Annotated in this window: 25 protein-coding genes; 16 read left to right on the top strand and 9 right to left on the bottom strand. The window is 73.6% G+C overall.

The window, feature by feature from the left end; all coding sequences use genetic code 11:
- The first annotated feature begins 21 nt into the window (after nt 1-21).
- Together K8U61_RS05865 and K8U61_RS05860 are read left to right on the top strand one after the other, a co-directional pair.
- Complete coding sequence (locus K8U61_RS05865; RefSeq protein WP_224122056.1) at nt 22-2,181, top strand: MMPL family transporter; 2,160 nt, start codon at nt 22-24, stop codon at nt 2,179-2,181.
- Complete coding sequence (locus K8U61_RS05860) at nt 2,181-2,819, top strand: hypothetical protein (protein WP_224122055.1); 639 nt, start codon at nt 2,181-2,183, stop codon at nt 2,817-2,819. Before K8U61_RS05865 ends, K8U61_RS05860 begins: the two co-directional genes overlap by 1 nt.
- A gap of 4 nt (nt 2,820-2,823) precedes the next feature.
- Here the strand turns inward: K8U61_RS05860 and K8U61_RS05855 are convergent, their stop codons facing one another.
- Together K8U61_RS05855 and K8U61_RS05850 are read right to left on the bottom strand one after the other, a co-directional pair.
- Nucleotides 2,824-3,180, bottom strand: a complete 357-nt coding sequence (locus K8U61_RS05855; RefSeq protein WP_224122054.1) for a hypothetical protein — start codon at nt 3,178-3,180, stop codon at nt 2,824-2,826.
- 35 nt (nt 3,181-3,215) lie between these two features.
- Nucleotides 3,216-3,857 carry a DICT sensory domain-containing protein gene (locus tag K8U61_RS05850; protein WP_224122053.1) on the bottom strand — a complete coding sequence of 214 codons (642 nt, stop codon included), beginning with the start codon at nt 3,855-3,857 and terminating at the stop codon, nt 3,216-3,218.
- A gap of 125 nt (nt 3,858-3,982) precedes the next feature.
- Between K8U61_RS05850 and K8U61_RS05845 the strand changes: the two genes are divergently transcribed.
- Nucleotides 3,983-4,756: an SDR family NAD(P)-dependent oxidoreductase gene (locus tag K8U61_RS05845; RefSeq protein ID WP_224122052.1), complete on the top strand. Its 774-nt coding sequence runs from the start codon at nt 3,983-3,985 to the stop codon at nt 4,754-4,756.
- Nucleotides 4,757-4,767: 11 nt separating this feature from the next.
- The gene (locus K8U61_RS05840) at nt 4,768-5,607 is read left to right on the top strand and encodes a helix-turn-helix transcriptional regulator (RefSeq protein WP_224122051.1); all 840 of its coding nucleotides are present in this window, start codon (nt 4,768-4,770) and stop codon (nt 5,605-5,607) included.
- On the opposite strand, the gene K8U61_RS05835 is transcribed toward K8U61_RS05840, so the two are convergent.
- Nucleotides 5,597-5,983 (bottom strand): hypothetical protein, encoded by a 387-nt coding sequence (locus K8U61_RS05835; RefSeq protein WP_224122050.1) that lies wholly within the window; start codon nt 5,981-5,983, stop codon nt 5,597-5,599. The genes K8U61_RS05840 and K8U61_RS05835 overlap by 11 nt on opposite strands.
- Nucleotides 5,984-6,114: 131 nt before the next feature.
- Here K8U61_RS05835 and K8U61_RS05830 point away from each other — a divergent pair, with 131 nt between their 5' ends.
- Nucleotides 6,115-7,398 (top strand): cation:proton antiporter, encoded by a 1,284-nt coding sequence (locus tag K8U61_RS05830; RefSeq protein WP_224122049.1) that lies wholly within the window; start codon nt 6,115-6,117, stop codon nt 7,396-7,398.
- Nucleotides 7,399-7,463: 65 nt separating this feature from the next.
- Entirely contained in the window at nt 7,464-8,636 is a 1,173-nt protein-coding gene (locus K8U61_RS05825; RefSeq protein ID WP_224122048.1) for a fatty acid desaturase family protein, read from the top strand.
- Between the two features lie 6 nt (nt 8,637-8,642).
- On the opposite strand, the gene K8U61_RS05820 is transcribed toward K8U61_RS05825, so the two are convergent.
- Nucleotides 8,643-9,203 carry a TetR/AcrR family transcriptional regulator gene (locus tag K8U61_RS05820; protein ID WP_224122047.1) on the bottom strand — a complete coding sequence of 187 codons (561 nt, stop codon included), beginning with the start codon at nt 9,201-9,203 and terminating at the stop codon, nt 8,643-8,645.
- Between the two features lie 87 nt (nt 9,204-9,290).
- Between K8U61_RS05820 and K8U61_RS05815 the strand changes: the two genes are divergently transcribed.
- Nucleotides 9,291-9,701: a tautomerase family protein gene (locus K8U61_RS05815; protein WP_224122046.1), complete on the top strand. Its 411-nt coding sequence runs from the start codon at nt 9,291-9,293 to the stop codon at nt 9,699-9,701.
- 24 nt (nt 9,702-9,725) lie between these two features.
- Here the strand turns inward: K8U61_RS05815 and K8U61_RS05810 are convergent, their stop codons facing one another.
- Nucleotides 9,726-10,307, bottom strand: a complete 582-nt coding sequence (locus tag K8U61_RS05810) for a TetR family transcriptional regulator (protein WP_224122045.1) — start codon at nt 10,305-10,307, stop codon at nt 9,726-9,728.
- Nucleotides 10,308-10,367: 60 nt separating this feature from the next.
- Between K8U61_RS05810 and K8U61_RS05805 the strand changes: the two genes are divergently transcribed.
- The 3 genes from K8U61_RS05805 to K8U61_RS05795 all read left to right on the top strand — a co-directional run bounded on the left by K8U61_RS05805 (nt 10,368) and on the right by K8U61_RS05795 (nt 14,785).
- Complete coding sequence (locus K8U61_RS05805) at nt 10,368-11,822, top strand: MFS transporter (RefSeq protein ID WP_224122044.1); 1,455 nt, start codon at nt 10,368-10,370, stop codon at nt 11,820-11,822.
- A gap of 42 nt (nt 11,823-11,864) precedes the next feature.
- Nucleotides 11,865-14,135, top strand: coding sequence for a heavy metal translocating P-type ATPase (locus K8U61_RS05800; RefSeq protein WP_224122043.1), 2,271 nt, complete (start codon nt 11,865-11,867; stop codon nt 14,133-14,135).
- Nucleotides 14,136-14,302: 167 nt separating this feature from the next.
- On the top strand, nt 14,303-14,785 hold the full coding sequence (locus K8U61_RS05795; protein WP_224122042.1) for a hypothetical protein: 483 nt from the start codon (nt 14,303-14,305) through the stop codon (nt 14,783-14,785).
- Between the two features lie 10 nt (nt 14,786-14,795).
- Here K8U61_RS05795 and K8U61_RS05790 read toward each other — a convergent pair whose 3' ends face one another.
- The 3 genes from K8U61_RS05790 to K8U61_RS05780 form a co-directional block, all read right to left on the bottom strand.
- Entirely contained in the window at nt 14,796-15,218 is a 423-nt protein-coding gene (locus K8U61_RS05790; protein ID WP_224122041.1) for a DoxX family protein, read from the bottom strand.
- 54 nt (nt 15,219-15,272) lie between these two features.
- Complete coding sequence (locus K8U61_RS05785; protein ID WP_224122040.1) at nt 15,273-16,274, bottom strand: glycosyltransferase family 2 protein; 1,002 nt, start codon at nt 16,272-16,274, stop codon at nt 15,273-15,275.
- A 72-nt stretch (nt 16,275-16,346) separates the two neighbouring features.
- On the bottom strand, nt 16,347-17,429 hold the full coding sequence (locus K8U61_RS05780) for a glycosyltransferase family 4 protein (protein WP_224122039.1): 1,083 nt from the start codon (nt 17,427-17,429) through the stop codon (nt 16,347-16,349).
- A 98-nt stretch (nt 17,430-17,527) separates the two neighbouring features.
- On the opposite strand from K8U61_RS05780, the gene K8U61_RS05775 reads away from it, so the two are divergent.
- Genes K8U61_RS05775 through K8U61_RS05750 form a run of 6 tightly spaced genes read left to right on the top strand, consistent with a single transcriptional unit; the run spans nt 17,528 to nt 24,682 of the window.
- The gene (locus K8U61_RS05775) at nt 17,528-17,989 is read left to right on the top strand and encodes a hypothetical protein (protein WP_224122038.1); all 462 of its coding nucleotides are present in this window, start codon (nt 17,528-17,530) and stop codon (nt 17,987-17,989) included.
- Nucleotides 17,986-19,059, top strand: a complete 1,074-nt coding sequence (locus K8U61_RS05770; protein ID WP_224122037.1) for a glycosyltransferase family 4 protein — start codon at nt 17,986-17,988, stop codon at nt 19,057-19,059. Before K8U61_RS05775 ends, K8U61_RS05770 begins: the two co-directional genes overlap by 4 nt.
- Nucleotides 19,056-19,901 (top strand): lysophospholipid acyltransferase family protein, encoded by an 846-nt coding sequence (locus tag K8U61_RS05765; RefSeq protein WP_224122036.1) that lies wholly within the window; start codon nt 19,056-19,058, stop codon nt 19,899-19,901. Before K8U61_RS05770 ends, K8U61_RS05765 begins: the two co-directional genes overlap by 4 nt.
- Complete coding sequence (locus tag K8U61_RS05760; RefSeq protein ID WP_224122035.1) at nt 19,894-22,254, top strand: hypothetical protein; 2,361 nt, start codon at nt 19,894-19,896, stop codon at nt 22,252-22,254. Before K8U61_RS05765 ends, K8U61_RS05760 begins: the two co-directional genes overlap by 8 nt.
- Nucleotides 22,251-23,513, top strand: coding sequence for a lipopolysaccharide biosynthesis protein (locus tag K8U61_RS05755; RefSeq protein WP_224122034.1), 1,263 nt, complete (start codon nt 22,251-22,253; stop codon nt 23,511-23,513). Before K8U61_RS05760 ends, K8U61_RS05755 begins: the two co-directional genes overlap by 4 nt.
- On the top strand, nt 23,510-24,682 hold the full coding sequence (locus K8U61_RS05750) for a CDP-glycerol glycerophosphotransferase family protein (protein ID WP_224122033.1): 1,173 nt from the start codon (nt 23,510-23,512) through the stop codon (nt 24,680-24,682). The genes K8U61_RS05755 and K8U61_RS05750 overlap by 4 nt, the downstream gene beginning before the upstream one ends.
- On the opposite strand, the gene K8U61_RS05745 is transcribed toward K8U61_RS05750, so the two are convergent.
- Nucleotides 24,654-25,727 (bottom strand): acyltransferase family protein, encoded by a 1,074-nt coding sequence (locus tag K8U61_RS05745; RefSeq protein ID WP_224122032.1) that lies wholly within the window; start codon nt 25,725-25,727, stop codon nt 24,654-24,656. The genes K8U61_RS05750 and K8U61_RS05745 overlap by 29 nt on opposite strands.
- Nucleotides 25,728-25,733: the final 6 nt, after the last annotated feature.

The raw sequence follows: 25,733 nt of genomic DNA, 5'->3' as shown, positions 1-25,733 counted from the left end.
CGACCCTGTGAAGGAAGCACGATGTCCCGGCTGCTCCGCCGTCTCGGCACCCTGACCCACCGGTTCCGCTACCTGGTGGTCGCCACCTGGCTCGCCCTCGTCGTCCTGCTCGGGCTCGGCGTCGCGACCTGGGGCAACGACCTCGCGGACGAGTTCAGCGTCCCCGGGTCGGAGTCCCAGATCGCCATCGACACCGTCGACCGCGAGTTCCCGGGTGCCGGCGGCGCCACCGTCCAGGTCGTGATGACCGCACCCGAGGGCGAGACCCTCGCGTCCGGATCGACGGGCCGCGCGGTCGAGCAGAGCCTGACCGCGGCCTCCCAGGTGACCGGCGTCGCGGGCGTCGTGCCGCCCGGCCAGAGCGGCCAGCTCACCGACGACGGCCGGGTCGGCGTCGCCGACGTCCGCCTCACGGCCGAGAAGAGCGAGGTCGACGACGCCACGCTCGACGCGGTTGAGGCGGCGCTGGACCCGGCGGTCGCGAGCGGGGTCGAGGTCGACTTCACCGGCTCGGCGTACGGCTCCGGGCCGGGCGGGAGCAGCCACGCCGCCGAGGCCGTCGGGGTGCTGCTCGCGCTCGTCGTGATCGCCGTGACGGTCGGCTCCCTGATCGCCGCGGGCCTGCCGATCCTCACCGCCCTGATCGGCGTCGTGGTCGGGCTGAGCGGGATCTGGCTCGCCTCGGACGTCACCGCCATCTCCACCACGGCGCCCTCGCTGGCGATGATGCTCGGCCTCGCGGTCGGCATCGACTACGCCCTCCTCCTGCTCGTGCGCCACCGCTCGGAGCTCCGTGGCGGTGCCAGCGTGCGCGACGCCGTCGCGACCACGGCGGCGACGGCGGGGACGTCGGTCGTCTTCGCGGGCACCACGGTCGTGATCGCGCTGCTGGGGCTGGCGGTCGCCCGGCTGCCGTTCCTCACGGTGATGGGCGTCGCCGCGGCGGGCATGGTCGTGGTCGCGGTCCTGGTGGCCACCACGCTGGTTCCCGCGTTGCTGAGCATCCTGGGCGAGCGGCTGCGGCCCCGCGACCGGCGGACACCGGAGCCCGAGGTCGCGGATCGCGGACCGCACGGGGAGCGCTGGGTCCGCGGGGTCGCGCGGCGGCCGGTGCGGGTGCTGGTCGGGGGCGTGCTCGCCCTGGCTGTGCTCGCGATCCCCGTCGCGAGCATGCAGCTCGCCCTCCCGGACGCCGGCAGCGAGCCGACCGACAGCTCGGTGCGGCAGGGCTACGACACCGTCGCGGACAGCTTCGGACCGGGCGTCAACGGGCCGCTGCTCGTGCTGGCCGACCTCTCGGCGTCCAGCGACCCGGCCGCGGCGGCCGCGTCGGTGACGGCGCAGCTCGCGGCCACCGACGGCGTGGCGCAGGTCGGGCAGCCGCGGCTCTCGGCCGACGAGGAGTGGGCGCTGGTGCAGGTGGTGCCCACGACCGGACCGGCCGACGCGGCCACCCAGGACCTCGTCGACTCGATCCGCTCCGAGTCCGCCGACCTCGCGACGGCCACGGGCGCGACCATCCAGGTCACGGGTGCGACCGCGCAGGGCATCGACGTCTCGAGCAGGCTCTCCGGCGCGCTGCTTCCCTTCGCCCTCGTCGTCGTCGGCCTGTCGTTCGTGCTGCTCGTGCTGGTCTTCGGGTCGATCCTCGTCCCGCTGACCGCGGCGCTCGGCTACCTGCTCTCGCTCGGCGCGGCGCTGGGCGTCACGGTCGCCGTCTTCCAGTGGGGCTGGCTCGGGGACGGCATCACCGGCGGCGCCACCGGCCCGCTGGTGAGCTTCAGCCCGGTGATCGTGATGGCGGTGCTCTTCGGCCTGGCGATGGACTACCAACTCTTCCTCGTCTCGCGGATCCACGAGGCGGTGCTCGACGGCGTCGAGCCCCGCGCCGCGATCGCGGAGGGCGGTCGGCACTCGGCCCGGGTGGTGGTCGCGGCGGCGCTCATCATGACCGGCGTCTTCGGCAGCTTCGTGGTCGCGGGCAGTCCGACCCTGCGCAGCATCGCGCTGGCGCTGACGGTCGGGGTCCTGGTGGACGCCTTCGTGGTGCGGCTGACGCTCGTCCCGGCCGCTCTCGGCCTGCTGGGGCACCGGGCCTGGTGGCTGCCCCGCTGGCTGGGGCGCCGGCTGCCGCGGCTGCACGTCGAGGGCACCCCTGCGGCCGAGCCGGCCCGCACCTGATGCGGGGGCTCGGCCTCGCGCTGACGCTGGCCGCCCTGCTGGTCATCGGCGGCGCCGTCGCAGCGGTGCTGCTCGGCACGGTGTGGCGCCGGCGGCGGGCGGCGTACGTCGTCGGCGCGGCCGCCCTGACGCTGGGGTTCGCCCTGGAGGTGGTGCCGCGGGTGGTCCTCCACCGTGAGCTGCGGCCGTCGTGCCTCGAGGGGTCTGTCCCGGTGACGTTCGCCGGCGGATCGGTCACCTGGCAGGCCCTGACCGGCGGCCCCGAGGTCCGTGCCGTGCTCGGGGCGGCGGAGGTGGAGGACCTGGTCGCCGACCGGTTGGCCGGCGGCCCGCTCGACGACGTCTCGGTCGAGCTGGCGGCGGACGCGGTGGAGGTCGGCGCGGACATCGGCACGCCCATGGGAGCGCTGCCGCTGGTCGTCACGGTGCGCCCCGAGGTGACCGACGGCGCGCTCTCGTTCGAGCCGGTGGCCGGTGAGGTCGCGGGCCGGGAGCTCCCCGCGCGGATCCTGGACCGCCTCACCGGGGCCGGCGGCAGCGGGTCGGGGTGCGGCGCCGGCATGGGCGGCATGGGCGACGGGCGGGTGGTCGCCGCGGACGTCGATCCCGACGGCCTCGCCCTGACCCTCCGGTGGTGACGGCTCAGGCGTAGGTGTCGACGACGTCGGAGGTCCGGTCGGGCAGGTCGCGCGACCGGTCCTCCTGACCCCGCTCGGACGCCTGCTGCTTCGCCGCGTCCTGGCGGTGCTTCGCGGCGTCCGCGGCGGCCTGCTCGATCGCCTGCTCGGCCGCGGTCACCGCGGCGGCAGCCGCCTGCACGGCGAGCTGGTCGCCGGCGATGGTCTCGTCGCTGGCCCGGCTGGCGGCGTCCTTGGCGAGCTTCTGCTCCGCCTTCTTCAGGTCCTTGAGCGCCTGGCGGTAGGCGGCCTGCAGGTTCGAGCCGCCCGACGAGCCGGTCGACGCGGTGCTCGCGGAGGCGGAGCCGACGCTGGAGGTCACGCCGGTCCTATCGGCAGGTCGGCCGCCGATCTGAGCTAGATGACCGAGCGCCCGCCGGCGTCGACGTAGGTGAGGATCCGCGCGACGACCTCGGTCACGGCGCGCGGACCGACCTCGGCGGTCGGCGTCTCCTCGAGGGTGGTGAGCAGCCGGTCGGCGTCCGGGAGCCCGCCGGCGAGGGCCATGGCAGCGCAGACCCGGGCCGCCCGGCGGATCGGTCCGGACTCGACGGACCACACGAGCTCGAAGGAGCGGTCCCGGTCCTGGATGTCGTCCTGGCCCGGGATCTCCCACGCCGACAGCACGACCCCGAAGGCCTCGTCGTCGGCGACCACGGCCCACTCCTGCCGCAGCGGCGCGTTCCCGGTGAGCTCGACGAGCCGGACCGGCTCCGTGGGGTCGTGGCTCGTGGTCGCGGCGAAGACCACGCACGCCCGGGCGGTGCGGGCGAGCTCCTGCCACCGGGGGAGCGGGTCGCGGAGGAAGTCCTCGTGCTGGAACCCGCCGAAGAGCACGGGGTGGAGGCACCGGAGCTCGATCTCGTCCTCCAGCGCGTGCGAGAGAGCGGCGAGCGTCCGCTTGCGCAGGCGCACGACAGGGATCGTCGGGTCGTGTCGGCGTACGGCGAGGTACACCGAGCCTGGCGAGACGTGACGGCGGCGCTGCTCGGCACCCACGACTTCATCATGCGCCCGGACGGGGCGGCGGCCCATCCCCCGGAAGGATGACCTCAACCAGGGACTCCCGCTCCCTGGATCAGTGCGGCCTTCATCCGGCCCGGCGACCGCGCCACCGTGGAGGCATGACCAACGAGAAGAACCAGAAGATCGCGATCGTGACCGGCGGCAACCGGGGCCTGGGGCGGAGCGAGGCGCTCGCCCTCGCCGCCTCCGGGGTGGACGTGCTGCTGACCTACCGCAGCAATGCCGACGAGGCGGCCGAGGTCGTCGCGCAGATCCAGGAGAGCGGCCGCGAGGCCGTCGCGCTGCGCCTCGACACCACCGAGACGGAGACGTTCGCGGCGTTCGCCGACGACGTACGGCGCGAGCTGGCCGACCGGTGGGACCGGGAGACGTTCGACGTCCTGGTGAACAACGCCGGCGCCATGGTCGACACCCCCGTCGGCGAGACGACGATGGAGCAGGTGCAGGCCCTGGTGGCGGTGCACTTCGTCGGCCCGGTCTTCCTGACCCAGGCGCTGCTCCCGCTGATCGCCGACGGCGGCCGCGTCATCAACACCTCGACCGGCCTGGCCCGCTTCACCGGCGACCCGTCGTACTCGGTCTACGCCTCGATGAAGGGCGCGATCGAGGTCTACACGCGCTACCTCGCCAAGGCCCTCGGCAGCCGCCGGATCGCGGTCAACACGATCGCGCCGGGAGCCACCGGCACCGACTTCGGCGGTGGCTACCTGCGCGACAGCGACCAGGTCCGCGACCACCTCGCCGGCGTCATCGCGATGGGCCACGTCGGCGACCCCGACGACATCGGTACGGCGGTCGCCGCGCTCGCCTCGGACGCGATGGGCTGGGTGACCGGCCAGCGCATCGAGGCCTCCGGCGGGATGAACCTGTGAGACTGGCCGGCATGGACCGCGCGCAGCTCGCCGACTTCCTCCGCACCCGCCGCGAGGCGCTCCAGCCGGAGGACGTCGGACTGCCGCGCGGTCCGCGCCGGCGCACGGGCGGCCTGCGCCGCGAGGAGGTCGCCGCCCTCTGCGGGATGTCCACGGACTACTACTCGCGCATCGAGCAGCAGCGCAGCACCAACCTCTCCGAGCAGATGCTCGCCGCGCTGGCCCGCGGGCTGCGGCTCTCGCTCGACGAGCGCGACCACCTCTTCCGGCTGGGCGGCCACGCCGTCCCCGACCGCGCGCTCCGCACCGACCACGTCGACGCCGGCATCATGCGCATCCTCGACCGGCTCACCGACACGCCCGCGATGGTGGTCAACGGGCTGGGGGAGACGCTGCTGCAGAACCAGCCGGCGATCGCACTGGTCGGCGACGAGTCCGGCTACGCCGGCCTGCGGCGGTACGTCGCCTACCGGTGGTTCACCGAGCCCGAGTCGCGGAGCATCTACCCCGAGGAGGACCACGACTTCCACGGCCGCGCCTTCACCGCGGACCTGCGGGCGGCGTACACCCGCGGTGGCCCCGGCTCGCCCGCGGCCGAGCTCGTCGACACGCTGCTGGAGCGCAGCGAGGAGTTCGTGCAGGTCTGGTCCGAGCACGAGGTCGGCGTGCAGCGCACCAAGATCAAGCGGATCGACCACCCCGAGGTCGGTCTCCTGGAGGTGCACTGCCAGAACCTCTACGACGTCGACCAGTCGCAGTCGCTCCTGGTCTTCACCGCGGTTCCGGGCAGCGAGAGCCACGAGAAGCTGGCGCTGCTGACCGTCCTCGGAGCGCAGCGGGTCAGCGGCTGACCCGCGCCACGCAGGTCTCACCGGACGCCCGGTTGACCGCGCGGAAGCGGAAGGAGTCGGTGCCCGCGCCGTCCGCCGTACGCCGCTCGACGTCGAAGGACCCGCTGCGGCCGCGCGTCATCGACACGCCGCGGTCGACGACCGAGCCGTTGCGCTTCAGCACCCAGTGCCAGGTCTGACCGGCGCGATTGCTGTCGATCTCGGCCTCGACCTCCATCCGGCCGTCGTCGGGGCCGGCCTTGATCTTCCAGTCGGTGGAGCCGGAGCAGGAGCCGGTCCGCACGCGGTCGGCGTCGCCGGCGTGGGCCGGAGCGACGGTGAGCGCGAGGGCGGGGAGGGTGAGCAGGGCGGCGGCGGTGAGCGCGAGTGTCTTCATGGCACGAGCGTGACCGGCTTCGATGGGACGACCGTGAGGCGTGGATGAGAGCGGTCTCATGCAACGGCGGGTGCGGGCTGCGGCCGCAGGAGTGGTGTTGCCGGTGCGCTCGAGCGGGTACCGCGCGGACGATGACCGCAGAACTCGTCTACCTCGTCGCCGGGGCGAGCCTGCTGCTCGCCATCGTCCTCCCGGCGGCACTCGACCGCTGGGCGGTCTCCGCTCCCATGGTCCTCGTCGGCGTCGGCATCGGCCTCGGCTTCACACCGCTTCCCGACGGACTGCCGCTCGACCCGCAGGAGAACAGGGCGGGCATCGAGCACGTGACCGAGCTGGTCATCCTGGTCGCGCTCATGGGGGTGGGCCTGGCAATCGACCGACCGCTCGACCTGCGCCGGCCCGCGTCGTGGCGCAGGTGGGGGACGACGTGGCGGCTACTGGGCGTGGCCATGCCGCTCAGCATCGCCGGCATCGCCCTGCTCGGGTGGGGCCTGGGGCTCTCGGCCGCCTCCGCACTTCTGCTCGGCGCCGTCCTGGCGCCGACCGATCCGGTGCTCGCCTCCGACGTCCAGGTGGCCGGACCCCAGACCGGGGATCTCGAGGTCGACGAGTCCGATGAGCTGCGCTTCACGCTCACCTCGGAGGCCGGCCTCAACGACGGGCTCGCGTTCCCGTTCGTCTACGCCGCGATCCTGCTGGCGACGAAGGGAACGCTCGGCGAGTGGTGGGCGACGTGGCTCTCCTGGTACCTCGTCGGGAAGGTCGTCGTCGGTGTCGTCGCCGGCGTCGTCGTCGGGCGGGTGCTCGCGGCGGTCGCGTTCCGCGCCCACAGCCCCTCGCTGCGGGTCGCCGAGCGCGGCGAGTCGCTGATGGCGCTGGCCACCCTCGTCACGGCCTACGGGATCGGGGAGGTCGTCCACGGCTACGGCTTCCTGGCGGTCTTCGCCTGTGCCATGACCTTTCGCGCCGCCGAGCGCTCGCACGCCTACCACGCGGCGATGCACGAGGTCACGGAGCGGCTCGAGCGTCTGCTCACGCTCTTCGTGCTCCTGGTTCTCGGCATCGCGCTGAGCCGCGGACTGCTCACGGCGCTCGACTGGCGCGGCGTCCTCGTGGGTGTGCTCCTCGTATTCGTCGTCCGTCCGGTCGCCGGCATGCTGGCGCTCGCGCCGCGGTCCTCCCGTGAGCGGCCTCCGCTCGACCGCGGGCAGCGGCGGGCGGCGGCGTTCTTCGGCGTCCGCGGCATCGGCTCGATCTACTACCTCGCCTACGCGGCCGGAGAGGCCCCGGAGCTCGGGGTCGACCGGCTGTGGTCGACGGTCGCCTTCACGGTCGTGCTCTCGGTCTTCGTGCACGGCGCGCTCGCCTCGCCCGTGCTCCGCAGGATCGACGCAGCGGCCTCGCGGTCAGCCTGAGCATTCACAGCAGCCCCATGGGTCCCGGATGGTGCGAAGTCACCACCGACCCGCCACACTGAGGCATGACCGCCTTGGCGATTCCCGTCCCGACGACCACGACCGGTGGGCTGACCGCGGAACAGGTCGAACGCCTGGGAGCGGAGCTCGATGCGATCCGCCAACAGGTCCTCGACAGCCGCGGTGAACGCGACGCGGCGTACATCCGTCGCCTCGTGCGGGTGCAGCGACTCCTCGAGCTCGGCAGCCGCGCGGTCCTGCTGCGCAGCCGCAACAAGGCCGCCTGGGTGGCGGGTACGGCGGGCCTCGCGGTCGCCAAGATCCTCGACAACATGGAGATCGGCCACAACGTCCTGCACGGCCAGTGGGACTGGATGCGCGACCCGAAGATCCACTCGACCACCTGGGAGTGGGACCACGTCTCGCCGGCCGAGCAGTGGAAGCGGGCGCACAACGAGACCCACCACACCTTCACGAACATCGTCGGCAAGGACAACGACCTCGGTTACGGCATCATGCGCGTCGACGAGGCCCAGGAGTGGAAGCCGCGCTACCTCGTGCAGCCGGCGTGGAACTTCGTCACCGCGTGCATCTTCGAGTACGGCATCGCGATGTTCGACCTCGACCTCGGCGACCACATCCGCGACAAGCGCAACATGTCGCCGGAGAAGAAGGCCGAGCTCAAGGTCACCCTGGCCAAGGCGCGGCGTCAGATCGGCAAGGACTTCGTGCTCTACCCGGCTCTCTCCGGCCGCGCGTGGCGCTCGACCCTCGCGGCCAACGCGGTCGCCAACCTGACCCGCAACCTGTGGTCCCACTCGGTGATCATGTGCGGCCACTTCCCCGAGGGCGTCGAGACCTTCGAGCAGGACGAGCTCGACGAGAACGAGTCGCGCGGCCACTGGTACGTCCGGCAGATGCTCGGCTCGGCCAACATCTCCGGGTCGCGGCTGCTGCACCTGATGACCGGCAACCTGTCCCACCAGATCGAGCACCACATCTTCCCGGACCTGCCGAGCAACCGGTACGTCGAGATCGCGCCGAAGGTGCGCGAGGTCTTCGACCGCTTCGGTCTGGCCTACAACGCCCGCCCGATGGTCAAGCAGGTGGCGAGCGCCTGGCACAAGGTGGTCCGGCTGTCGCTGCCCAACGGCTGGCTGGCCGAGACCAACCGGCGCAACCTGGTGCCGCAGCTGCGCCGCCTGGCGTCCGCCACAGCGGCACCCACCCCCGCCTAGCTCACGCTAGCCGGCGCGTCGCGCCAGCTCCACCAGCTCCGCGGCGACCAGCTCGAAGGCGTCCAGCGACTGCTCGGCGCGGGCCAGCGCGACCGCGCCCTCGGCCGCACTGATCGACACTGCGGCGACGGTGCGGGCCCGCCCGACGTCGAGCCCGCCCTCCACCAGCAGCGACTCGAGCCGACCGCGCCAGGCCGCGAAGATCTCGCCAGCGTGCTCGACGTTGGCGGCGTCGTCACCGGCCACCGCGACCGCGAGCACGGCGCAGCCGGCGCGCAGCTCGGTGTGGGTGAGCAGGCTGCGCCACATCCCGAAGAAGGTCTCGACCACGACGTCGGCCGGCTGCCCGCGGACGCCCTCGAGCGCGGCGTCGGCCCGCTGGCTCGCGAGGTCGAGCGCGGCGTCGTACATCTCCCGCTTGCCGGCGGGGAAGTGGTGGTAGGTCGAGCCGCGCGGCGCGCCGGCGGCCTCCAGGACGTCGCCGAACGACGCGCCGGTGGGTCCCTTCTCGGCGAGCAGCCGGACCGCGGTCGTCACCATCCGGGCGCGCACCTCGCCCTTGGCCATCACGGTCCTCCGTCCAGATCTATGCAGGTAGGCATAGTTTCGCACTACTATGCAGACCACCATAGTTTTCGACGCGAGGAGAGACCCATGCCGATGATCGACGTGTACGCCGCGCCCGGGCGGTTCGCGGACCCGAGCGGGCTCGCCCGCACCCTGGCTGCCACCTTGATGGAGGTCGAGGGAGTGCCGCCGATCGCCCTCTTCCGCGAGAACACCGCGGCCTTCGTCCACGAGGTCGTGGTCTCGGACGTCGACGGGAGCGACGACCACGTCCGCGTCCAGGTGCTGACCAACGCGGGCGCGCTGGACCGGGACAAGCAGCTGGCCGCCGTGCGCCGGCTCGCCGACGTCGTCGCGGAGGTCGCCGGCGACCCGTCCCTGACCGAGCGGACGTGGGTGCTGCTCACCGAGACCTACGACGGCGGCTGGGGCATCGCCGGCCACGCGAACACGAACGCGGAGATCGTCGCCCTGGCGCGCGAGCAGCTCGCGCCGTAGCCGTCGCCGACGTGGCCGTGGACGTCAGACGCCCGCGCTGACGGCGGCCATCGCGGCGTCGAGGTGGTCGACGAAGCGGGAGTCGAGGTCCTCGAACCAGGCGTCCTGTGCGGCGTCGAGGCAGGCGATGGCCGCACCGGCGACGGCCGCACCGGCGAGCGGGGACCCGTCCGGGAGCCGCTCGGCGACGAGCGGCCCGAGGGTCTCGGTCCAGCGCCGGCGGCGGACCTCCATCGTGCCGCGGGTGGAGGGCTCGTCGCGGAGCAGCTGGCCGAGGCGGCGGGCGGCCTCGGGGTTCTGCTCCTGCCCGGCGACCACGCTGTCGAACGCGCCGCGCAGGGCCGCCCATGCCGGCTCGTCGGCAGGTCGGGCCCGAAGCGCCTCGGCGAGCCGGTCGCCGGCCTCGAGCAGCTTCTCGAGGATGAGCTCGTCCTTGCCGGTGAAGTAGCGGAAGAAGGTGCGCCGCGACATCCCGGCCGCCTGGGCGATCTGCTCGACCGTGGTCGCCTCGAAGCCGTGCTCGGCGAAGAGCAGCCAGGCGGCCCGCATCACCTCGTCGCGGACCGCGTTGCGGGCCACCTCGCGCAGCGGGCTCTCGGTCGTCATGAGCGAAGAGTAGCGCGCCATTGTTGACACTGAGTGTCAGGCGCGACGTACGATGTCGAGGTGACCGAATCCCCCGAACTCACCGCCGGCGCCGAGCCCGAGGACGCCGCCGTCCGCGCCCACACCTCGAGCAGCCGCGCCAACCTCGAGCTGCTCTTCGTCGGCCTCGGTGCCCTCGTCGTCTCGCTCACCCAGTCGATGCTGGTGCCGGTGCTCGGCGAGCTCCAGGAGGAGTACGGCGCCTCCGCGAACTGGCTGCTCACCTCGACCCTGCTCGCCGGTGCCGTCGCGGTGCCGATCCTGGGTCGCCTCGGCGACATGTTCGGCAAGCGCCTGATGCTGCTGGTCGCGCTCGGCGCGCTCACCGTCGGCTCGCTGATCGACGCGCTCTCCGACGACCTCGGCTGGCTCATCGTCGGCCGGGCCATCCAGGGCGCGTCGGGTGCCGCGATCCCGCTCGGTATCAGCCTCCTGGCGACGCTGATGCCGCGGGAGCGGGTGGCCTCCTCGGTCGCGCTGATCAGCGCGATGCTCGGCGTCGGCGGATCGCTCGGCCTGCCGCTGGCCGGCCTGGTGGCCGAGCACGCCGACTGGCACGCGCTCTTCTGGATCAACACCGTCGTCGGCGCGATCGCCTTCGTCGGCATCCTGCTGGTCGTCCCGGAGTCCCGCCAGCGCGAGGGTGGCCGGGTCGACCTGGTCGGCGCGGTGCTGCTCTCCGCCGGCCTGGTCTGCCTGATCCTGCCGCTCGAGCAGGCCCACGAGTGGGGCTGGGGCTCGGGCCGGGTGTGGCTGCTGCTCGCGGCGTCGGTGGTCGTCTTCGCCGTCTTCGCGTGGTTCGAGCTGCGCACCCGCGACGCGCTGGTGGACCTCAAGGCGTTGACCCGCCGCCCGATCCTGATGACCAACCTCGCCTCGATCTGTTTCGGCTTCGCGCTCTTCGCCTCGTTCATCGGCACCTCGACCTTCGTCGAGGCGGGGAAGTGGACCGGCTACGGCTTCGAGTCCAGCCTCCTGGTCGGCGGCCTGGCGATGCTGCCGAGCGGCCTGGCGATGCTGGTCTTCGCGCCGCTCGCCGCCCGCCTGATCGTGCTCCGCGGTGCGCCGCAGACGCTCGCTCTCGGCGCGGCGATCGTCGCCGCCGGCTGGCTGCTGCGGATCGTCCTGACCGGCGAGCTGTGGCAGATCTTCGTCGGCGCGACGGTCGTGGGCATCGGCACCGGCATCGGGTACGCCGCGATGCCGTCGCTCATCAACGCCTACACCCCGCCCCACGAGATCGCCGCCGCCAACGGCCTCAACACGCTCTTCCGCAGCCTGGGCAGCACCCTGGCGACCGCGGTCGGCACCAGCATCCTGGCGTCCTCGCTCGTCTACGAGGTGGCCGACGGTCAGGTCGTAGACGCGGCGGCCAGCCTGACGGCGTACCGCTGGCTCTTCGCGGTGTGCGCCGGCGCCGCAGCGCTCGCGGCGGTGCTCGTGCTGACGGTGCCGCGACCGAGGGCGCACGCCTGACCCGGACTTGACTCGATACCCCCAGGGGGTATGGTCGGTGGCATGAGCAGTCATGCCACCGACCGCGCGACCGACCCCGTGTGCGGGATGAGCGTGGACCCGGCGACCGCCGAGCACCGCGCGACGTACGACGGGCATGAGTACTTCTTCTGCAACCCCGGCTGCCGCGAGAAGTTCCTCGCCGACCCGCACGCCTACCTCCACGGCCACGCGCCGGAGATCGAGGTGCCCGCAGGTCAGGAGGTTGCTGAGTACACCTGCCCGATGCACCCCGAGGTGCGGCAGCACGGTCCGGGCGCGTGCCCGATCTGCGGCATGGCGCTCGAGCCCGTGCTGGTCACCGCGGAGACCGGGCCGAGCGAAGAGCTCGTCGACATGACCCGGCGCTTCTGGGTCAGCGTCGTGCTCGCCGTCCCGGTGCTGGTCCTCGGGATGGCCGAGAGGCTGCCGTGGGTGCAGCTGGTGCTGGCCACGCCGGTGGTGCTGTGGGCGGGGTGGCCGTTCTTCGTGCGCGGCTGGGCGTCGGTGCGGACCCGCAACCTCAACATGTTCACCCTGATCGCGATGGGCACCGGTGTCGCCTGGGTCTACTCCGTGGTGGCGACGGTGGCGCCCGGGATCTTCCCCGACGCCTTCCGCGAGGACGGCGACGTCGGCGTCTACTTCGAGGCCGCGTCGGTGATCACCGCGCTGGTGCTGCTCGGCCAGGTGCTCGAGCTCCGCGCGCGTGAGCAGACCTCGGGCGCGATCAAGGCGCTGCTCGGGCTGACCCCGACCACGGCCCGGCGGGTCCGCGAGGACGGCGGCGACGACGAGGTCGCGCTCGAGGAGGTCGTCGTCGGCGACCTCCTCCGGGTCCGGCCGGGCGACAAGGTGCCCGTCGACGGTGAGGTCGTCGACGGCCGGTCCACGCTCGACGAGTCGTTGGTGACCGGCGAGTCGATGCCGGTGACCCGCGAGGCCGGTGACCCGGTCATCGGGGGCACGGTCAACCAGACCGGATCGCTGACCATGCGCGCGCAGAGCGTCGGGCGCGACACGATGCTGTCGCGGATCGTCGCGATGGTCGCCGAGGCGCAGCGCTCGCGGGCGCCGATCCAGCGCACCGCCGATCGCGTGGCCGGCATCTTCGTGCCGGCGGTCATCGGCGTGGCCCTGCTGGCGTTCGTCGTCTGGGCCCTGGTCGGGCCGGAGCCGCGGCTGGCCCACGCACTCGTCGTCGCGGTCGCCGTGCTGATCATCGCCTGCCCCTGTGCCCTCGGCCTGGCGACACCGATGTCGATCATGGTCGGCGTCGGTCGGGGTGCCCACGTGGGCGTGCTCATCAAGAACGCCGAGGCGCTCGAGCGGCTGGAGAAGGTCGACACCCTCGTGGTCGACAAGACCGGCACCCTCACCGAGGGTCGCCCGTCCGTCACCGAGGTCGTCGGCCCGTTCGACGGGGACGAGCTGCTGCGCCTGGCCGCCGCGGTCGAGCGTGCCTCCGAGCACCCGCTCGGCCGGGCGGTCGTGGACGCCGCGGACGAGCGTGGCCTCGCCGTACCTCCCGTGACGGACTTCGACGCCCCCGCCGGCCGGGGCGTCCTCGGCACGGTCGAGGGGCGGTCCGTGGTGCTCGGGACCGCGGCGTTCCTGGGGGAGCGGGGTGTCGAGGTCGCGACGCTGGAGGCCGACGCCGCCCGCCTGCGGGCCGAGGGCGCGACGGTCGTCCACGTCGCGGTCGACGGCGCGCTCGCCGGTCTGGTCGCGATCGCCGACGCGGTCAAGGAGACCACCCCGGCCGCGCTCGCGGGCCTGCGTGCGGACGGCATCGCGGTGGTCATGCTCACCGGCGACAACCGCGCCACCGCCGAGGCCGTCGCCCGGACGCTCGGGATCGACCGGGTCGAGGCCGAGGTGCTGCCCGACCACAAGGCCGAGGTCGTGCAGCGGCTGCAGCGCGAGGGCCGCGTGGTCGCGATGGCCGGTGACGGCGTCAACGACGCACCCGCGCTGGCGGCCGCCGACGTCGGGCTGGCGATGTCGTCGGGCACCGACGTGGCGATGGAGTCGGCCGGGATCACCCTGCTCGGAGGCGACCTGACCGGCATCCTCCGGGCCCGGACCCTGTCGGAGCGGACGATGCGCAACATCCGGCAGAACCTCGGCTTCGCGTTCGTCTACAACGCCGCCGGCATCCCGATCGCCGCCGGCGTGCTCTACCCGGTCACCGGCATGCTGCTCTCGCCGATGATCGCGGCCGCCGCCATGGCGCTCTCGTCGGTCTCGGTGATCGGCAACGCGCTGCGGCTGCGGGTGGAGCGGCTCGGCTAGCGCGGCATTCACCGGTGCACCGGTGAATGCCGCACTTCTCAGGCGTTGCATCGGCCGAGAAGTGACGGAGTCGCCTGAGGAGTGTGGCGAGTGAGGCTGGTGGTGCCGCCGCCGAGGCCGTCCGCTGCGCGACCTCCACTGTCGGTGGTCCCTGCTGGGATGGGTCCGTGGGCGCGCGGACCAGGGGTGACGGTGTCGAGATCGGGATCCGGCGACGCGGCGCGGCGGCCGTCGAGGTCGTCCGGGCGGTGCCGGTGCGGGCCGTCGCGAGCGGGGGGCTCTACGAGCTGCGGGGCAACTCCTTCCACGTGCCGCTCGCGGTCCGCGACCTCGTCCGCGCCCGCCCGGACGGCACCGGTCTACGGCTGACCGGGCTCGTCTGCCCGGGGCCGCTCACGCTCGCCTGGGCGAGCCTGGTGCCGGCCCACCCGCCCCAGACCGACGTGCTGATGGACGGCTGGCTGCGTCGCGGGGCGACGTGGTCGGAGCTGCGTGGGCGGCGGGTCGCGATGGTCTGGCAGCCCGGGGTCGCGGCACGCGACGTACGACGACTGCTCGCCGACGACCTCGCCTCCGGGCACCTGCAGGACCTCGAGGTCCACGAGCCCGACGACCGCACCGACGAGGCGCTGGCCGACTGCGCCGGATGAGGAGCGGGGCTCAGCGGCGCGGGCGGTCCCGCCAGGCACCGGTGGACCACAGCGCCCAGACCACGAGCACCGGCTGGAAGAAGAGCCGGACGAAGCGCTTCTGGTCGGTGTCGAGACCGAAGGCGTCCCGGTGCTCGACGTACTGCGCGATGTTGCCGGGGAAGATCGCGACGAAGAAGGCGGCGACCACCAGTCCGACGCCCACCCGTCCCCGGGCGAAGCCGACCAGGGCGGCGCCGAGGCTGATCTCGACGATGCCGGAGACCACCACGACCGGGTCCTTCGGGCCCGGGAACCACGACGGCACCTGGGCCTCGAACTCCTCGCGGGCGAAGGTCAGGTGGCTGACCCCGGCGAAGACCAGGATCGCGCCGAGCGCGATCCGGGCGAGCGAACGGGGACGGGAGGTCGGCGGCGCCTGGAGGAGCGACATGTCACGACGCTAGCCGAGCCCCGGTGGGCGGGTGGGTCCGTCTCAGCCGCGGTGTCAGCCCGCGCGCGGAGCGGGGACGAGCGGTACGGCGACCGGCGGCTGGTCGTGGTACTCGGGGTCGCGCACGTAGGTGCTGCGCACCGACGGGTGCCGCACGTAGGAGAGCCGGCTCACCTCGTGGCGGGCCTTGCGGGTGCCGTCCATGATCAGACCGACGGTGAAGCACAGGCAGCCGATGAGGACGAGGAACGACGCGACCACGAGGCTCGGCAGCCGCGGCACCATGCCGGTCCGGACGTAGTCGGCGATCACCGGCGCGGCGAGCGCGGCCGCCACGAACCAGAAGAGCACCGAGATCAGGCCGTAGAAGTAGATCGGGCGCTCGTGCCGAGTCAGGTTGAGGATGACGTTGAGGATCTTCCAGCCGTCGCGGTAGGTGCGCAGCTTGGACTCCGAGCCCTCCGCGCGGTCGCTGAACGCGATGTCGTGGGTCTCGGACGGGATCCGCAGCGCGAGCGAGTGGACGGTCAGCTCGGTCTCGATCTCGAACTCGCGCGACACGGCCGGGAAGCTCTTCACGAACCGGCGGGAGAAGACTCGGTAGCCCGAGAGCATGTCGCCCATCGTGTCGCCGAAGATGCCGCCGACGATGCGGTTGAGCGCCCGGTTGCCGCGCTCATGACCCTGGCGGTACGCCGAGCCGCGGCGTACGCCGACGACCTGGTCGAGGTTGTCGGCCACCAGCTTCGCGACCATCTCCGGCGCCGCGGCCGCGTCGTAGGTGTCGTCGCCGTCGATGAGCAGGTAGATGTCGGCGTCGATGTCGGCGAATGCCCGTCGGACCGCGTTCCCCTTGCCCAGCATGGGCTCTCGGCACACGACCGCGCCGGCGTCGGCGGCGCGGTCGGCCGTCTCGTCCGTGCTCCCGTTGTCGTAGACGTAGACGGTCATGCCCGGGATGGCCTCGATCAGGTCACGCACCACGGTCGCGACGGCGACCTCTTCGTTGTGGCACGGGACGATCGCGGCGATGCGGTAGCGCGTGGCAACAGACACAGGTCGAACCCCCCACAAGTCGACTGGTTCCGGCTAGGTGACGCCCCACCCAACGTGACGGGCAACGTGGGGTTACGGCCGGGTAGCCTCCCGGTAGATCCGGTCCAGACGATCGACGTGCACGTCCCAGGAGTAGGCCGCTCGTGCGTACGCCGCGCCGTCCTCGCCGAGCCGGCGCATCTCGTCCCGGTCGGCGACCAGCGTGCGCAGGGCGGCCCGCAGGTCGCCGGCGTCCATGTCGACGAAGCGCACACCCGGGCCCGAGGTCCACTCGGTGTGCAGGGCGGGATCCTCGCGCAGCAGCACCGGCAGCCCCGACGCCATCGCCTCCAGCACCGTGAGCGGGCACTCGCCGACCGAGGCGACGACCATGACGTCCGCACGGGCGTAGGCGTCGGGCATCTCCGCGACCGGCACGACGCCCAGGAAGGTGAGTCGCGGGTCGTCGAGGCCGCGCGGGCGGTCGCCGCCGGCGAACGCGATCTCGTAGGCGTCGTCGGCTGCGGCCGCCACCAGCTCGAACCCCTTCTTCGGCACGAACCTGCCGACGAAGAGGACCCGGGGCAGCCGGTCGTCGGGCCGGGGGCCCGGGTGGAAGCGGTCGGTGTCGACGCCGTTGCCGAGCACCTCGACCCGCGCGGATGCCGGGAGCGACGCCGCGACGTGCTCGTCGATCGGCAGCACCACCCGCGCTCCACCGAGCACGAACCGGCCGATCGTCGCGACCACGGCCGCCTGGACCAGTCGCACCAGCGCCGAGGAGTGGTGGACGAAGCCGACGTGGCGGTGCACGACGTACGGCGTGCGCAGCAGCCGGCACCACAGCGCGGCCACCCAGCTCGTGAGGTAGAGCACGTCGTGCACGTGGACGACGTCGGCCCGGCGTACCTCGCGGGCGAGCGCGCCGACCAGCCGCGGGGAGTAGAGCGGGAAGGGCACGCCGTACCGCTCCTCGAGCCCGTTCCAGGCGCGGACCCGGACGGCGCGCACGCCGTCCGCGACGGTCGTGCCCGGCCGGGTGGCGGTCGCGCTGGTGACCAGCGCGACCTCCCAGCCGCGCGCGGCCAGCCCACGGGTCTCGGCGGCGACGACGGTTTCCAACCCGCCGAGGTGGGGCACGGCGTGGTGCGCGACGTGCAGGACTCGGTGACTCACGGCGGCGAGTATGCCTCCGCGTAACCCGGGCGACACCCTGACGTTGAACCGGTCTCGGGGGCATGGATGGGGATCTGGACCTGGGGAGGGTTGGGCTGGTGGGGAGCCTGCACGCAGCACCGCGCTGGTGGCAGCGGGTGCTGCCCGTGACCGTGCTCGTGGTCGTGGTGGTCGCCGTCGCGGCGGTGCTGCTGCCGGGCGTGCGCGACCAGCTGCGGCTGTCCGCGACCCACGAGCCGCAGCGCTACGTCGAGCTCGGCTTCGCCCGGAGCGCCACGGGCACGCTCGAGGTGTGCTCGGCCGCCGGGCGCGACGCGCACGCGACCTTCACGGTCACCAGCCACCTCGCCGACGCCCGCGACCTCGCCTACGTGGTCACCGCGGGCGGCGTACGCCGGACCGGCACCGTCACCGTCGACCCCGGCCGGTCCGTCACCGTCGACGAGACGCTGCGAGGCGCCGGTCGCCGCTACCAGCTCGACGTCCGCCTGCCCGACCTCGACCAGCGCGTCCACGCAGCCTGCCCGGGGCAGTGGTCGACGGCAGGGGCCGCCTCATGAGGGCCGCCGTCGTCACGCCGCGCTTCCCACCGGACGCCGGCGGCGTCGAGGAGTACGCCGCCTGGGTGGCCCGCACCCTGCGCGACGCCGGCCACGACGTCCTCGTCGTCACCACCGGCCGCGGCCGGCGCCGCACCGAGACGACGTACGACGGGATGCGGGTGGTGCGGCTCGGCACCTGGCTGACCGTCTCGAACACCCCAGTCCACCCGGCCTGGCCGGTCCAGCTGCGCCGACTGCTCGCCGACGTCGACGTGGTCAGCGCCCACGCCCCCGTGCCCGGGCTGGCCGACCTCGCGGCGTACGTCTCCGCGGCGCCGGTCGTGCTGACCTACCACTCCGGCTCGATGGTCAAGGGCGGTCATCCCGCCGACCCGCTGCTGCGCGCCTACGAGCGCCGGGTGCTGCCGCGCGTCCTCGACCGCTGCCGCGAGCTGGTCGCCGTCTCGCCCGCCTCCCTCGCGCACGCCACCGGCCGCGCGCACCTGCTCCCGCCGGGCGTCGACACGACCGTCTTCGGCCCGGGCGACGAGCCGCGCGGCCGGGGGGTGCTCTACGTCGGGCGTCTCGAGCGGACGTCGCGCTGGAAGGGCGTGCCCGTGCTCCTCGACGCGCTGCCCCGGCTGCGCGACCTGGTCCCGGGCGCCCGGCTCGACGTGGTCGGCGACGGCGACGACGTCGAGGCCCTGCAGAAGCACGCCGCCGACCTCGGGGTCGCCGACCTGGTCACCTGGCACGGCCGGGTCGACCACGCCGCGCTGGCGCCCCACTACCGACGTGCGGGCGTCACCGTGCTCCCGTCACTCACCGAGTCCGAGGCCTTCGGGATGACCCTCGCCGAGGCGATGGCCTGCGGCAGCCCCGTGGTCGGGACCACCGTCGGCGGCATCCCGTACGCCGTGCGCGACGGCGTCGACGGCCGTCTGGTCCCTCCGGGCGACGCGGTGGCCCTGGCCGACGCGCTCGCGCAGGCCCTGACCGACCCGGTCACCAGTCCCGACCCGCAGCGCTGGGCCTGGGAGCGCCAGGCCGACCGCACCGTCCGCCTCCTGGAGGGAGCAGTCCGATGACGACCACCGAGCAGCGAGCAGCCCGGCTCCGGGCCCGCGTCCCCGAGCGACTCGTCCCCGCCCTGGCGGCCGCTCGCGCACGCGCCGAGTGGCGGCGCGAGAGCGTCCGCCAGGACGCCCGCACCCAGATGGGCTTCCTGCTCGACCACACCCGGCCCGACGCCGACCTCGAGCGGGTCGCCCGCGCCTACGTCCACGCCCAGGCCGTCCGCGGCGAGCTCCGCTGGCACCCGCGTCTGCTCACCTCGCTCCGCGTCGAGGGTGTCGAGCACCTGCGGACGGCGAGCGAGCAGGGCCGGGGCGTGCTGCTGAGCTTCCTGCACCACGGCCACTACGACGGCGCGTTCCCGTCGATCGCTCGTCTCGGCTTCCCGGGCCACATGGTCGCCTACCCCTACATGCTCACCGACGAGGCGCCGGTGTGGCTGCGCCAGCACGTCGCGATCAGCTGCATGAACGGCGGCACCCCGGTGAGCGCCGACGTCGGCGCCGCCGGCATGGTCGAGCTCCTCGAGCGTGGGCAGATCCTCGCGATCGCCACCGACGTCCCCGGTCGCACCCCGGTGCGCTTCCTCGGCCGCGAGGTCCTCGGCTCCTTCGGCGCGGCCCGGCTCGCCTCCGCGGCCGGTGCGCCCGTCGTCGTGCTCACCACCGAGCGCGACGCGCAGGGCGCCTTCGTCCGCCTCCACGAGCCGCTGGACTCGCGGGGCGCCGAGCCGCGCGACCTGCTCGACCGGATCCTGGCGATCCACGAGCCGGTCCTGCTGCGCTGGCCCGAGCACACCGACATCCCGCTCGCCCGCTGGGGACTCCCGGCACCGGCGGAGGCCGCCCGTGGCTGAGTCCTCCTCCGAGCTCGGCACCGGCTTCTCGCTGCCCTGGACCCCGGAGCTGCGCCGTCTCGCCGAGCGCGCCTCCGGCCCGTGGGCACTGGCGACCCGCGCAGCGCCGTACCTCCTCGTGGTGCTGGCGCAGACGGTGGTCGGCCTCGACCTCGACCTGCCGGTGCTGCGACCGGCGCTCGCGCTGGCGACCTTCGTGGGGCTGCCCACGCTGGCGCTCTACCGACGCGCCACGCTGCCCGGCGACACCCGGCTCGCGCAGGCGGCCTACGCCTTCGGCTTCAGCATCCTCGCGCTCCTGCTCGGCGGGCTCCTGCTCAACACCGCGCTCCCGCGGCTCGGCGTCGCGCACCCCCTCGCGCCGCTGCCCCTGGCCATCACCTGGCTCGTGCTCGACGTCGCCGTGCTGCGCTGGCGGCGGGCGCTGCCGCTGGCCCCCGCCGGGTGGGCCGGTACGACGGCCCGCGCGGTCCGCGAGGCCCGGTTCGCGACGGCGCCCACCCTCGCGGTGGTCTCCCTGCTCTGCTCGGTGGCCGGCGCGATCCGGCTCAACAACGGGGCCGGTGGCGCGGTCGCGGTCGCCGCGGTCGTCGCCGGTGCGGGCTCGCTGCTCGCACTGCTGCTCGGGCGGACCCGCTCGACGGGCCGTGACGCCGCGTGCCTGGCCCTCGTCTCGGCCGGGCTGCTGCTCGCCACCTCCCTGCGCGGCTGGGGGATCACCGGTCACGACATCCAGGCGGAGTTCCTCGCCTTCCGGCTCACCGACGGCGCCCAGCAGTGGCAGCTCGACGCGCTGCCGAGCGCCTACAACGCCTGCCTCAGCGTCACCATCCTGCCGACGGTGCTCGCCCAGGCGACCGGCCTCTCCGGCGAGATCGTCTTCGAGGTGCTGCTGCAGCTGGTCTTCGCGGTCGTGCCGGTGCTCACCTACCTGCTGTCGCGACGCTTCGTCAGCCGCCGGCTGGCGCTGGTCGCCACGATCCTCACGATCGCGTTCCCGACCTTCGCCACCGACATGCCCTACCTGGTCCGCCAGGAGATGGCCTTCTTCTTCCTCGCCCTGGTCCTGCTCGCCGCGACCGAGCCGGGCCACCGCGGCTGGTACGACCGGGTCCTGGTGGTCGCGCTCGGCCTGGGCGTCGTGCTCTCGCACTACTCGACGACCTACGTGCTGCTGATGGCGCTGGGCGCCGGCCTGGTCGGCCTCGCGCTGGTCGGGGTGGTCCGGCGCCGCCGCGGGCGCGGTCCGTACGACGGCGCGCTGGTGCTGCTGCACCCGGGCGTCGTGGTGGCGCTGGTCGCGCTCACGCTCGTGTGGGCGGGCCCGGTCACCCACACGGGCGGCCACGCGTCGGAGGTGCTCCAGGAGACCGTCGACGCGATCACCGGCCAGGGCGTCGACGGGCCGAGCTCGTCCGACACGTCGTACTGGATCCTGTCCGGCGACCAGACCACGCCGCGCGACCGGATGGACCTCTTCGTCGACGCGACCCTCGACGCCCGGCGCGCGGAGATCCCGCAGGACCAGCGCGTCTTCACCCACCTCGTCGCCGCCGAGCTGCGGCCCGCGCTGGCTGAGACGCCCTCCAGCCCGATCGGCGACCTGGCCCGGATCGCGGCCGCGGCGCTGATGCAGGTCTTCCTGCTCCTCGGCCTGCTCCGGGTGCTGCGCCGCGGCCTGGGTCGCTCCCGGATGGGGGCCGCGTCCGGCCGCGAGGCGGCCTGCCTCGCCTGGGGGTCGATGGCCGCGCTGGGCGCGATCGTGGTGGTGCCCAACCTGTCGGTGGACTACGGCGTGCTGCGCGCCTTCCAGCAGACGCTGCTCGTCGTCGCGCCGATCGCAGCACTCGGCCTGGTGGTCGCGCTGCGGCCGGTGACCGCCTGGCGGCCCCGGCTCGCACTCGTCCTGCTCGGGCTCGTGCCGGTCGGCATGTACCTCGCACTGACCGGCGTCGTCCCCGCCTTCACCGGCGACCAGCCGCAGCGGATGGCCCTGGCCAACGCCGGCACCTACTACGACCGCTTCTTCTCCACCGACGCCGAGACCCGCGGTCTCCACTGGCTCGCGGAGGTCGACCACGCCGACACCACCAACGCGCGGGTGATCGGCAGCCGCAACGTCAACGTCCGGCTGCTCGGCCTCAGCGACAACCGCGCGCCGGTCTCCGACCGGCTCTACCCGACGATGCTCTCGAAGGACGCCTACGTCTTCATCGACGCGCAGGTGCTCGACCAGGGGGAGTCGACGATCTTCTACACCGGCGACCTGCTCACCTACCGCTACCCGCTCGGTGCGCTCGACCACCGCATGGACCTCGTGTACGACGCCCCGCAGGCGAGGGTCTACCGATGAGGCGCCTCCTCACGAGCTCGGCGCTGCTCTTCCTCACCACCGTGCTGATGGCCGGCGCGGGGGCGGTATTCTGGGTGATCGCGGCCCGGCTGGCCTCGCCCCACGACGTCGGCCTGGCCGGATCGCTGGTCGCCGCCGGCGACTCGCTCGCGCTCTTCGCCCAGCTGGGTCTCAACATCGTGGTGCTGCGCACCATGCCGATCAGCTCGCGCCCGACGGGCGACGTGCTCACCACGGGCGTCGTCGTCCTCGGCGCCGGCACGCTCTTCGGGCTCGGCTACGCCCTGCTCCTCCCGTGGACGTCACCCCGCCTGGCCGAGGTGCTGCACTCGCCCTGGCTGGTCGCCGGCTTCGCGCTGCTGGTCGCCGCGACCGCCCTCAACGTGCTCACCGACAACGTCTTCCTCGGCATCGACCGGGTGCGCGACTACCTCGTCACCAACGGCATCCTGCTCGGGGTCGTGAAGTGCGGGCTGCCCTTCCTGCTCGCCTCGGCGGGCGCGTTCGGGCTCTACGGCTCGGTCGCCGGCGCGATCGCGTGCTGCGCGCTCGCGAGCGTCTGGGTGATCCTGCGCCGCGTCCCCGGCGAACGTCGCCTGCGCCCCTCGCCCGAGCTGCTCGCCCACCGTGGCTTCGCGGCCGCCGGCTACGTCACCTACGTGCTGACCGTCGTCCCGCTGCTCGTCTACCCGCTGCTCGTGGTCAACGCCCTCGGGTCGACCGCCGGCGGCACCTACTTCATCAGCTTCCAGGTCGTCACCCTGCTGCACGCGGTGGTGCTGACGATCGCCAACGCGGCCTACGCCCAGGCCGAGCGCGCCCCCGACCACCGGCACGCCGTCGTGCGCCGCGGTGGCACGCTGCTGCTCGGTCTCGCGGTCGTCGGGTGCCTGGTGATGTGCGCGCTCGCGCCCGCCTTCCTGCGGATCTTCGGCGCCCACTACTCCGACGAGGGCACCGCGACCCTGCGGGTGCTCGCGCTCGCGGTCGTCGGGGCGGCCTTCAACTACTGGGGGATGATGCGGCTCCGATTGGCCGCCCACCTGCCGGCGATGATCCTGGTCCAGCTGGTCAGCACGGTCGTGATGCTCGGGCTGGCCTTCTCGCTCGCGGACCGCGGCACCATCTGGGTGGCGGCGTCGTGGGGCATCGGCCACGCCGTCGGCGGGCTGCTCGGCTTCCTGGTCACCAGCACCGTGGCCCGGTTCGCCGACGCCGTCCCCGCCACCGACGCGGACAGGGAGGTGGTCCCGGTATGAGGGTCCTGCGCAACCTCGCCCTCGACCTGGTGCTGGTCAGCCTGCGGGTGGGCCTCCGGCTGCTCTCGCGGGTGGTCCCGACCTCGCGCTCGGTCGTGCTCTCCGCCAGCCCCGAGACCGAGGGCAACGGCGTCGAGGTCGCCCGCGCGCTGCTCGGCCGCTACACCGGCACCATCGTCTGGCTGCGCGACGGCGGGCCCGTGCCGGTCGAGGTGGAGGCGCTCGCGGACCGCGGCATGGTGCTGGTGCCCAAGGCCAGCCCGGCCGGCCTGTGGGCCTACCTGCGCGCCGAGGCCGTGCTCTTCACCCACGGCCTCTACGGCAGCCCGCGGCCGGTGCCGCGCAAGCCGGTGGTCAACCTCTTCCACGGCGACGGGCCCAAGGACGTGCGGCCCGCCCGCGGCGTCGGGGCCCCGATGGCGAGCACCTACCTGGTCGGCAGCACCACGCTCTTCTCGGGCTTCCAGGCCGAGGCGTTCGACGTCCCCCGCGACCGGCTGCTGCTCACCGGCAACCCCCGCACCGACCAGCTGTGGCGGGACCTCACGCCCCACCAGCTCGCGGCGCTGGGCATCACGGGCCCCTACGTCGTGTGGCTGCCGACCTTCCGCCAGCCGCGCGCGGTCGGGGCGGTGCGCGTGCACGACGCGGCGGTCGTCCGCGACGACGCGGCGGCCGGTCTCGCCGGGCTGCTGGCCGGCCTGGCCGACCGCGGACTCCAGCTGGTGGTCAAGCCGCACCCGATGGACGCCGACCGCCGTCGTACGCCGGGGGTCGTCACCATCGACGACGACGACCTCGCCCGCGTGGGCGTCGGCCTCTACCCGCTGCTCGGCTCGTCCGCCGGCCTGGTCACCGACTACTCCAGCGCCTGGGTCGACTACCTGCTCGTCGACCGGCCGATCGCGTTCCTGGTGCCCGACCGGTCGACCTACGACCGCGAGCTCCTGCCCGCCGACGTGCTCGACTGGGCGCCCGGCGAGGTGGTCGACAACGACCCGTGGACGCAGCCCTTCGCGGAGTTCTTCGCCGACCTCGACACCCACGGCCGGCGCGGGTCGTCGCTGCGGCTCTCGGTCGCCGAGCGGATCGGCCTCAACCCCACCACCACGGCCGCCGACGACCTCGTCACCGAGCTCGTCAAGCGAGGGGTGCTGGACTCGGCCTGAGCTCCGGGTCGGGACGCCCGGGCCGGCGCATCCGGAGCAGCTCGCTGCGCGGCCGCAGGAAGGGACGCTCGAGCAGGCGGTGGCTCGCCCAGGTGAGGACGGCGGCCGCGGCGACGGCGAGCAGGCCCAGCGCCGGCTTGGGCAGCGGAGCGTCGGCGAGCAGCACGAAGGGCAGCAGGTGCCACAGGTAGAGGCTGTAGCTGACCCGGCCGAGGCCGGTCAGCCACCGGTGCGAGAGCACCCGCTGCGCAGGCCCCGGTCCGGCGTACCCGGCCCGGATCAGCAGCACGGCGCCGGCCACGGCGAGCGGCACGCCGACGTAGCGGTAGCCCCAGGTCTGGGCGTCGGTGCCGATCACGGCGTAGCCGATGACCGCCGCGAGTGCGACGACGGGCGCGACCCGGGTCCGTCGCGGCGTCGGCGGATGGTCGACCAGCCAGAGCCCGAGCGCGGCGCCGACCAGCAGCTCCGCGCAGCGCTCCACGGGGCCGAAGTAGAAGGCGAAGGTCGGCAGCGGCACGGCGAGCGCGTACGCCGCCGCAGCGGCCGCGAGACTCACGGCGGCGAGGCGTGCGGCGGACCAGTCGGCGGCGCGGGCACGCAGCACCAGCAGCGGCCAGAGCGCGTAGAAGTACCACTCGACGGCGAGTGACCAGGTCTGCCCGAAGGGCTCGAGCCCGGGCAGCCACATGCTGCCGGACCGGGTCGCGGCCCAGGCCGACGACGTCTGGGTGAGGGCGATCAGGCCGCGGCGCGCGACGTCGGCCGGCCCGACCGGTGCCCAGGGCGTGACGGCGTAGAGGGCGACACTGACGACGACCAGGCCGAGCAGCGCGGGGTAGAGGCGGACCACCCGGCGGCGGAGGAAGGCGCCCCACTGCGTCGTACCGCGCCACAGCACCGTGGTGATCACGAATCCGCTGAGAACGAAGAAAACGTCCACGCCGATCGACCCGCCGTGGAAAAATGGGACGTACCAGCTCGCCCAGTGCAGGGCCAGCACCGCGGCGATCGCGACGCCGCGGATCCCGTCGAGGAAGTCCAAGCGACC

It is taken from the genome of Nocardioides mangrovi (genome assembly GCF_020073815.1).
Lineage (GTDB): Bacteria > Actinomycetota > Actinomycetes > Propionibacteriales > Nocardioidaceae > Nocardioides > Nocardioides mangrovi.
The sequence above is the reverse complement of the archived record's forward strand: the minus strand, read 5'-3'. Positions and strand labels throughout refer to the sequence as shown.

Bases quoted from the DNA above. Each gene is read 5' to 3' on its own strand.
- K8U61_RS05865 (WP_224122056.1), top strand. From the start codon at position 22: ATGTCCCGGCTGCTCCGCCGTCTCGGCACCCTGACCCACCGGTTCCGC.
- K8U61_RS05860 (WP_224122055.1), top strand. From the start codon at position 2,181: ATGCGGGGGCTCGGCCTCGCGCTGACGCTGGCCGCCCTGCTGGTCATC.
- K8U61_RS05845 (WP_224122052.1), top strand. From the start codon at position 3,983: ATGACCAACGAGAAGAACCAGAAGATCGCGATCGTGACCGGCGGCAAC.
- K8U61_RS05840 (WP_224122051.1), top strand. From the start codon at position 4,768: ATGGACCGCGCGCAGCTCGCCGACTTCCTCCGCACCCGCCGCGAGGCG.
- K8U61_RS05835 (WP_224122050.1), bottom strand. From the start codon at position 5,983: ATGAAGACACTCGCGCTCACCGCCGCCGCCCTGCTCACCCTCCCCGCC.
- K8U61_RS05830 (WP_224122049.1), top strand. From the start codon at position 6,115: ATGACCGCAGAACTCGTCTACCTCGTCGCCGGGGCGAGCCTGCTGCTC.
- K8U61_RS05825 (WP_224122048.1), top strand. From the start codon at position 7,464: ATGACCGCCTTGGCGATTCCCGTCCCGACGACCACGACCGGTGGGCTG.
- K8U61_RS05820 (WP_224122047.1), bottom strand. From the start codon at position 9,203: ATGGCCAAGGGCGAGGTGCGCGCCCGGATGGTGACGACCGCGGTCCGG.
- K8U61_RS05815 (WP_224122046.1), top strand. From the start codon at position 9,291: ATGCCGATGATCGACGTGTACGCCGCGCCCGGGCGGTTCGCGGACCCG.
- K8U61_RS05810 (WP_224122045.1), bottom strand. From the start codon at position 10,307: ATGACGACCGAGAGCCCGCTGCGCGAGGTGGCCCGCAACGCGGTCCGC.
- K8U61_RS05800 (WP_224122043.1), top strand. From the start codon at position 11,865: ATGAGCAGTCATGCCACCGACCGCGCGACCGACCCCGTGTGCGGGATG.
- K8U61_RS05790 (WP_224122041.1), bottom strand. From the start codon at position 15,218: ATGTCGCTCCTCCAGGCGCCGCCGACCTCCCGTCCCCGTTCGCTCGCC.
- K8U61_RS05770 (WP_224122037.1), top strand. From the start codon at position 17,986: ATGAGGGCCGCCGTCGTCACGCCGCGCTTCCCACCGGACGCCGGCGGC.
- K8U61_RS05765 (WP_224122036.1), top strand. From the start codon at position 19,056: ATGACGACCACCGAGCAGCGAGCAGCCCGGCTCCGGGCCCGCGTCCCC.
- K8U61_RS05755 (WP_224122034.1), top strand. From the start codon at position 22,251: ATGAGGCGCCTCCTCACGAGCTCGGCGCTGCTCTTCCTCACCACCGTG.
- K8U61_RS05750 (WP_224122033.1), top strand. From the start codon at position 23,510: ATGAGGGTCCTGCGCAACCTCGCCCTCGACCTGGTGCTGGTCAGCCTG.